The organism is Candidatus Dependentiae bacterium, assembly GCA_013821315.1.
Taxonomy (GTDB): domain Bacteria; phylum Babelota; class Babeliae; order Babelales; family Babelaceae; genus JACDHA01.
Genome location: JACDHA010000004.1, coordinates 18,960 through 27,500, shown reverse-complemented (window position 1 = coordinate 27,500; position 8,541 = coordinate 18,960). Strand labels below are relative to the sequence as shown.

General features: G+C 37.3%; 7 protein-coding genes and 1 rRNA gene (1 of these 8 cut by a window edge). 3 read left to right on the top strand and 5 right to left on the bottom strand.

The window, feature by feature from the left end; all coding sequences use genetic code 11:
- Positions 1-724, bottom strand: a 16S ribosomal RNA gene (locus H0X48_01585) (it extends 831 nt beyond the left edge of the window).
- 831 nt (positions 725-1,555) lie between these two features.
- On the bottom strand, positions 1,556-2,122 hold the full coding sequence (gene gmk, locus H0X48_01580) for a guanylate kinase (GenBank protein MBA3953996.1): 567 nt from the start codon (positions 2,120-2,122) through the stop codon (positions 1,556-1,558).
- Between the two features lie 103 nt (positions 2,123-2,225).
- Between gmk and H0X48_01575 the strand changes: the two genes are divergently transcribed.
- Positions 2,226-3,032 (top strand): HAD hydrolase-like protein, encoded by an 807-nt coding sequence (locus H0X48_01575; GenBank protein MBA3953995.1) that lies wholly within the window; start codon positions 2,226-2,228, stop codon positions 3,030-3,032.
- Between the two features lie 63 nt (positions 3,033-3,095).
- Complete coding sequence (prfB, locus tag H0X48_01570) at positions 3,096-4,184, top strand: peptide chain release factor 2 (GenBank protein MBA3953994.1); 1,089 nt, start codon at positions 3,096-3,098, stop codon at positions 4,182-4,184.
- Between the two features lie 84 nt (positions 4,185-4,268).
- On the opposite strand, the gene H0X48_01565 is transcribed toward prfB, so the two are convergent.
- Both H0X48_01565 and H0X48_01560 read right to left on the bottom strand, forming a co-directional pair.
- On the bottom strand, positions 4,269-5,312 hold the full coding sequence (locus H0X48_01565) for a C39 family peptidase (GenBank protein MBA3953993.1): 1,044 nt from the start codon (positions 5,310-5,312) through the stop codon (positions 4,269-4,271).
- Between the two features lie 79 nt (positions 5,313-5,391).
- The gene (locus H0X48_01560; protein ID MBA3953992.1) at positions 5,392-7,047 is read right to left on the bottom strand and encodes an OPT/YSL family transporter; all 1,656 of its coding nucleotides are present in this window, start codon (positions 7,045-7,047) and stop codon (positions 5,392-5,394) included.
- A gap of 339 nt (positions 7,048-7,386) precedes the next feature.
- Here H0X48_01560 and H0X48_01555 point away from each other — a divergent pair, with 339 nt between their 5' ends.
- On the top strand, positions 7,387-7,821 hold the full coding sequence (locus H0X48_01555) for a hypothetical protein (protein MBA3953991.1): 435 nt from the start codon (positions 7,387-7,389) through the stop codon (positions 7,819-7,821).
- Between the two features lie 443 nt (positions 7,822-8,264).
- Here H0X48_01555 and H0X48_01550 read toward each other — a convergent pair whose 3' ends face one another.
- Positions 8,265-8,531 (bottom strand): hypothetical protein, encoded by a 267-nt coding sequence (locus tag H0X48_01550; GenBank protein MBA3953990.1) that lies wholly within the window; start codon positions 8,529-8,531, stop codon positions 8,265-8,267.
- Between the last annotated feature and the right edge of the window lie 10 nt (positions 8,532-8,541).

The following is an 8,541-nucleotide window of genomic DNA, read 5'->3' as shown; positions in this document are numbered from 1 at the left end:
CTTCGCCATCGGTGTTCCTCTTGAGATCTACGCATTTTACCGCTACTCCAAGAATTCCACTTCTCTCTTCCACCCTCTAGTACGCCAGTATCTGCCGCTGACCCTCAGTTAGGCTGAGGTCTTTAACAACTGACTTAGCATACCGCCTGCGCACCCTTTACGCCCAATTATTCCGAATAACGCTCGCACCACTCGTATTACCGCGGCTGCTGGCACGAGTTTAGCCGGTGCTTTCTCTAATGGTACCGTCATTATAGAGCTGTATTAAAGCTCCGTTTTTCTTCCCACTTAACAGAAGTTTACAATCCTAAGACCTTCATCCTCCACGCGGCGTCGCTGCGTCAGGCTTTCGCCCATTGCGCAATATTCCTCACTGCTGCCTCCCGTAGGAGTCTGGACCGTGTCTAAGTTCCAGTGTGGCCGTACACCCTCTCAGGCCGGCTAACCATCATCGCCTTGGTAGGCCATTACCCTACCAACTAGCTAATAGTACGCAGGCTCATCTTTCAGCGACAGCAAGAGGCCATCTTTCTCGATTTCTCGACTTATGCAGTATTAATCTCAATTTCTCGAGAGTATTCTCCACTAAAAGGTAGATTCCTACGCGTTACTCACCCGTTCGCCGCTGTACTAAGTCCGAAGACCTTTCTCGCTCGACTTGCATGTGTTAAGCACGCCGCCAGCGTTTATTCTGAGCCAGGATCAAACTCTCCATCACAAAATTTCATTTTGTACTTTTGTATGGGAATAGATCGCAAAATCATAAGCTTTTTAGGATTTCCTATGCATTTCAAAGATAAAACTTTTTAATCATCAAATAATTTTCTAAATAATTTTTTACTTTCGACTAAATTGCTGTCGTTAGTTACGCTTATTATCATAACTCGAAAACTGCAACTTGTCAAACTTTTTTTATTTAATTTCAAATCTTTTTTTAAGCGCACTTACTTGAATGAAACGAATCATGCTGCTTAATGTTATTAATAGAATAACATATTTTTGAACAACGTCAAGCTTTTTTTTATTTAATTTTTTCAACTTTTAATTAGCTTATTAGCAGTGCCAATAACTCATATTAATTATTAAATAAATTATATCACAAAAACAAGCATTGTCAAGCTTTTTATTGTTATTTTTAATTAATTTCAAAAACCTGTAAATTTAAGTTCGCCATCTGTAACTACAAATGAGGAACGTACTTAATATGATAACATATACTTAAACTATGTCAACATTTAAATTAAAACTTTTTTTCAACTTTGCACCGACTAGCGCTGCTTGCTGTATAATAATAGATTATCATAGCAAGCGATAAAGTCAAGCAATTTGTCGGACTTACTTTGAAAACTAAGCATATATGCTTAAGCTCTTATAAGTTCGCTGTGTTGAAAATTAAAGTTAAATTTTTACGAGGCTTATTTCAAATCTTTTACTTAGTTTCTTAGAGCTTTTTGTTTTCCGCTAAGCTGTTTAGCTAATGTATAATTAAATTATATACTACCCTGCAGCAAAGTCAACATTTTTTAATATTTGATAGCATTGCCTTTAAAATACACTAAATAACCCCATTTTTATCTATTAAAGCGCTCAAGGAGCTTAAAGCTTCCTCAAAAACGTCATTAATAACCGTATAGTGAAAAAACACTTCCACTTGCTCTTGTTTTATTTCCTGTTCAGCTAGTTTTAATCTATAGGCTATGCGCTCTTGCGAGTCAGTCGCCCTTGCCCTTAACCGATCTTCTAGCACACTTAAGCTTGGTGTATTAATCCAAATAAGCACAGCCCCCTTTATCAATTGGCATAAAGCTTGAGCACCCTGACGATCTACTACAGCAACAAAAGATTGCCCTGAAGCAAGACTATCAAGCAAAGATCGAGCTGAGCCATAGTATGCCCCATAAACCAAGCTCCACTCTAAAAAAAAACCCTCTTCTATTTTTAGTTTAAATTCAGCCTCTGATACAAAATAGTAATCATAACCATAAATTTCACCAACGCGAGGAGCGCGAGAGGTATAGGTAATAAGGCGCTTGAGTGTGGATTTATTTTTAAGCAAAGCTGTTACAAGAGAGGTCTTACCTGCACCCGATGGAGCCGAAATGATAAAAAGCTTACCTACCATAAATATATAACATTGCTTGTAATAAGGACTATCTATTTGATTACCTTATAGTATACCACTTTTTTAGTATAAAAACAAATTATTCTATAAACAAGGAACCACAATGGCTCAAAGTTTGATCACAAATATTATTTGGGACCTGGGAGGCACTTTATTTACCCCGGATTTAAAGCACGTAAACCAACAACCTAACAGCTCTTATGGATTACTTACCTATGTGTACGGAGGCTACAAACAACCAAATCACGCTAATACTATAGATACACAAATTAAAGCAATCGAGATCCTTAATCGCTTAGGAAAACAGCAACCAGGCGCTGAACTTATACGGCTGCCCAATGGCCAACCAGCTCCTCAAGTAGTAGTTGATTGGCTTGCAGGCACCATTTCTAACGAAGAAGCTCTTAAAGGAGCCTTAGAACACTATTACCAAACAATCAAAGAAGATGCGGATTTTATTCCTGATGGCGAAAAGCACATTGTTAAAAGCATGTTATACGCACTTTTTAGCCCTGAAACTTTAATAGAATGTATGCAAGTTGTTAAACCAATGGCACAGCTGCTTGCTGAATGTGCCCAAAACAATAACTATACACTCTATGTGCTATCAAATTGGGACAAGCCTTCTTTTGAGCTACTGTACAAAAGCTTCCAAGGCCAAAATATATTTAAGTATTTTAAAAAAGAAAATATACTTATTTCATCAATGGTTGGCCTTATTAAGCCCCAAAAAAAGATATATGAGTACTTTATTGAACACTATAGTATTGATCCTAAACAGTCCGTATTTATTGACAATCAGGTAGAGAATATTCAAGCAGCGCAAGCACATGGCATAGCATCCCTGCTTTTTAAACCAAACGGAACTCAAGAGTTAAGAGAGCAACTAAAAGCATTAGGCGTTATATAAAGCAATACATGCTATACTAAACATAAAACTTACCTGAAATATTAATTGATACGAGGCACGAGCATGTTAGTTGATGAGTTAAGAGAAAAAATAAAAAACACAGAACCAGATATTAAGGTTATTCAGTCCTATTGGGAAAACTCAGGCCTTGAACAAGAATTTCAACGCCTTCATACCTTGAGCACGCAAGAAGAGTTCTGGCAAAATCCCCAACAAGCAGAAATTTTAAAAGAGTTACAACGCGTACGCCTTTTACGTGATAGCTATACAGAAGTTATGCATTCCCATGCTGAATTTCCTGAGCTCCTTGATCTTTTTGAAACAGATGAACAAGAACTTGCTCAGCTACGAGAAGATATTTTTAAATGGGCACGCATTGCAGCACGATTTAAAATAAGTCTGCTTTTAAGCGATGAACAAGATAAAGTTAACTGCTTTTTAAGCGTCAACTCAGGTGCTGGTGGTACAGAATCGCAAGATTGGGCAGAAATACTTCTTCGTATGTTTGTACGCTTTGCTGAACGGGAAAATATGAACGCACAAGTACTTGATTTTTTACCTGGCGAAGGAGCAGGCATAAAATCAGCTACGCTGTTTATTAAAGCTAAAAATGCCTACGGTCTTCTAAAGGGAGAACAAGGCATACATAGATTAGTACGCATTTCACCCTTTGATGCAAGCAAAAGGCGCCATACTTCTTTTGCCGCAGTAACAGTAACACCAGAAGTACCAGACGTTGAAATTACTATAGACCCTAAAGATCTACGCATTGATACTTATAGAGCTGGCGGAGCGGGCGGACAGCATGTTAACAAAACCGACTCAGCTGTGCGCATTACCCATTTACCTACTAATATAGTAGTACAATGCCAAAATGAGCGATCTCAAATGCAAAATAAAGAAATTGCAATGAAAATGCTTATGGCAAAGCTTGTGCAAAAAGAAAAAGATGAAAAAAAGTCTAAATCAGACGCAATTGAAAAAAAGAAAATTGAATGGGGCTCTCAAATACGTTCCTATGTATTACACCCCTATAAAATGGTAAAGGATCATAGAACAGATTTTGAATCACCCCAACCGGATCTTGTTCTTGATGGAGATTTAATGGAGTTTATTGAAGCTTATTTATTATATACCCACACTCAAACATAACAAAAGTAAAAACTATAAGCAGAGCGTTAAAGCTCTGCTTGTTTATTTTAGAAACCTAGCTACTCTCACATGACAAGCATGTATTTACGCATAACGAGCTACATATGCAAGTCGATTTGATCGCTCCCAGCTAAGCAAAAAATCTTTTAAGTTATAAGCTACAGCAGTAGCTGAATCTTTTTTAAAGGCAGGATCTTGGCATAACACTTTTTTAAACCGTTTATTGTATCCAACGACTAATAATAAATGGCCTGAAGCATAAGGTGAGGCCGCACCTTTTAATGGACCACGCACACTTACGACTACTGGAATACCGCGCGCAAGATAACTGTGCAACGTTTTAAAAGAATCTAAGCGTTGTACGTGAAACAATACTTTGTTATTACTTACCTCAAAAGCATGGGCTGTATTAAAAGCCCAACTGCCATATACACCTAAACCACTATCATAGACACCGTTAGCAACATGACGGGCATCTAAATTCTTTTTAAGTAAATGATTGATAAGCATAGTTGTTGATGTCGGAGAACACAATACTTCGCACCGGGGATGCTTAAGTGCCATCTGAGACTTACGAGGCACTCCTTTAATATATACTGATTGAAGCAGTTTAGGTTGCGCAGCAAAAGCTTCAGAAGAAAAAAGACGCAAATTACAGATGTTAACCGTGATATTTTTTATATATTTAATTGAAGCATTATTATGAGCTTTAATTTTAATACTAAAACCATCAGCAAGCCGCCCTTTAGGCAAATCCAGTCGTACAAATGAATAGTTAGTACCATAGACAGTCTTACTATAAAATGATCGCTGAAGGTTGCGTCCTTTTTGGTCTGTACCCCATTGAGCCATTTGGTGCCATTTATACCATTTTTTAGTTACACTATCACGTACCCGAACCCAAAAACTATAATGGCCCTTTGCAGGCCTGAGTGAATTCCAGGAAAAAATAAGCTGTGAAAAACGGGGAACCCCTGCTTTAACCCAAGAACCTTCAGTATTTGTAGCAAAAATGTTTTCAGACAGCTCAGTGTTAGGATTTATAGAATAAAGCCAGGTCCACTCAACCGCCCTTAAAACACCAGAAAAAAACAAAATTATACTAAAAACTATATTTTTTAGCTTCATGCCACTCCCTTTATACCATTACATTGTACTACTACCTATGTAGTTTGTAGTTTAGAAAGGAAGAGTAGAATTTTCAAGCTTATACTGCACAACCACTTTGAAGAAACGCCTTAATAAGCATCCAAATAGAGCTTGCTGCAAATATACCTGAACATAATGGATAATAGTCTTCTTTGTTTTTAATAGCATAAGCAAGAAAACCACCACAGATTAAAAGCAATGACATATAAGGAGGCATTACAATACCACCCAAAAGTAACGGCGCACTTATAGAAGTGTAACTAACAATAAATCCAAAAATAAAACCCATAGCTAAGGCATAGAGATCGAAACTCTGTATATTAATAAGCAATGCTCGTCCAGCAGCTTTGCTTACTGCAAGACCTTCTGCTCCTAAACCAAAATGTGCTATAAGAAGCCAAAATATACCACCTACAGCGCATGAACTTACAAAGAGCCCAAACCACTGATAACGCACTACGCGACGCATATCAATTGATGCTAAAAGAGCAGTTTTTCGACCAAACAATGCATCACTTGCCACGCCACCAGCTATCTCTACAAAGGCTGCAACGAGCACTGTTTGCAGCTTATCAAAACCAAATAAAAACATACCAGGAACCATAACAAACGTAGCAAAGCGGCCTAAAGGAGCAAGACCTATTTTGCCGGCTATAACAACTAATTGATACGTACATACAAAAGAAAAAACAAGCACATACACTTGAGCCAAAGGAGAAAAATTGCAATAAGTTAAAAAGCCTACACAACCTGTTAGCGCTACAAATGCCTGACGCAACGGTATAGCTTTAGCATGGGTAGCTATAAACGAGCTTTTTGAGCCACCTGATTGAGCAGATTGAATATTTTTTGTAACCGATTTTATAAGCTTAGGTATATCTAAGAATCCTACTACTGCTCCATACAGCACCATACCACTACCAAAAGCTAAAATAAAATCATTCAGAGTAAGGCCAGTAGTTTTCAAAAAGTGTGAATGCATATAAAGAGCGTAAAGCGGTTCAATACAAAATATTTTAGAAAAAAGGCCTACTAAAAGCGGAGTGGCAATAACATGACCAGTAACAAAGCCTACTGCCAAATAAATAGGCATCTGCTCTATAGGCAGACTAATTTGAGGCAAAGAAAACAATGAAAATACATGCTTATCAACAAGCACAACAGTATCTGCTATAAACTGAGTACATTGACGTATATAGAGACTAAGCGAAGTAGCTATAAATGCGCCTGCAAGCTCAATGGCTTTACGCAGTTGACCTTGAGCTGCTATAGTTTTATAAATAAGCTCCCCAATAGGAAAAGGAAGCTCTTGCTTTATAAGACAATAATCTTGAAACAAATGGGCTACAAGAAGTCCAAAGCTACCTGCTACAAATGAAAAAACACTTATCATACTTGCAAAATAAAGAGGTTGACTCATCCAGAGGTCAAATAGTGGCCTATCGACAAAATATAATGTCGGCAAAGAAAAACCCGCACCTGTAGCTAAAATACCTCCTAGGCTTCCAGCAGCCGTAGTAAGACTTACTGAACTTGTATAAACAAAGCGGCTTAAGGTTTTACCAAGTAAAGTAAAAATCAACATACTACACAATACCAATGTAGTATCAATCCAAGGGCCTATAGGTGTAGCCATAGAGATATAGCTCATCACTGCAGTTGAAAGCAATGCAAGAAGCACAGAAACGCTCAAGCGCATTAATTTAAATTTCATAACAGTTCTTTCTCAAAAAATATATATAACTAACTTTAAACAAGCGCCCAGAAAAGTAAAGCACCGGATGATCGGAAGCTTATTAAAGAAAAAAACGCAACTAAAGAAATTTTTTAGCTTATTAAAATTACCTAATATAATTATTTTTATTGATTTTCTAATTAATTTTATACAAAAACTAGCTAAAGAAAATGGCGGACTTACAGCACTTTTTGCTCATTTGTAATTATTTTATTAAAAAGTGTTGTGTTTTTAATTTTAATTATGAGATAATAAAAATTGTATAAGCGCTTAAATACAACAAAACAAAAACAACCAAACCTCTCTAAAGGAGACTTTATGAACAAGATATTATGCACAGCTTTACTCGGATTATTATTCGTAGGTATGACAGATGCTTTCTTCGGTAGAAGAGGCGGCGCATGCAACACAGGTTGTGGCGTTGTTGCAGCTAGTTGTGGCGAACAACAACCACCAATTTGTACAAAAACAATTATGGTACCTAAAACTATACAAGTACCACAAGTAATACAAGTGCCTGCTAAAAGAATCGTTATACCACAACCAGCTACATGCATCCGTACTCCACAACCACCAAGATGCATACGCGTTCCACAACCACCAATGCCAGTTGCTGATTTAATCAAGTACGAATCTGTACCTGACGTAATCACCTACAAGCAAAATCCACCAGTAATTCGTTACGAGTGTCCAGTTGACACCAACGTTGGTGGCGAATGCAACACCGGTTGCGCTACCGCTTGTGCAGCGTAATTGATCGATTAACTTAGTGATCAGAGTCCCCCAACATCCGTTGGGGGTTCTTCTTTTTTGTAGACCAATTCGTATCTAATTGTAAGCCATAGTACTCTTCTAAAGCAATATTCTTTCTCCCTATAAGCATACACTATTCCTCAAGTTCACATATACCCCTATTAAAACCTCAACCATGTCTATAGACAGGCTTGCTAAGCTCACTCAGAAGAACTTAACAGGCAAGTTGCAATCAAACTATAAACAAAAAAATAACGCCCACAGGCGCCTTATAATAAGCTTAAGTAATTAATTATAGCAATAACATTACAGTTAGAATTTGATGGCAGTATTTAATTGATAAAGCAGAGCAGTTGAAAGAGAATGGTTTTTGACATTCAGAAGATACACTTGAAATGTAGAGAAGTAGTAACCACCTAAGCTTAATTACTACTTTATGTAACTTAGTCTTTAAAACGACCTGACCAGCCGTTATTTTTAGCACACGTTGTATTACACGTAATTTCTTGATTTTTGAGTTTATTTGCACATATACATGCAGCACCATCTTGGGTTCTTTCCATACTACCAAGCTGCTGCCCACAAATACCACACTCAGGTGTTTTAACAGTATGATCGTTACACACACAACGTACTTCATTGGTGGCATAAAGCTGCACTGATAATTTAGACATAAATATAAGCGCTACAGCAATTCTTTGTAATTTCATTATAATCTCT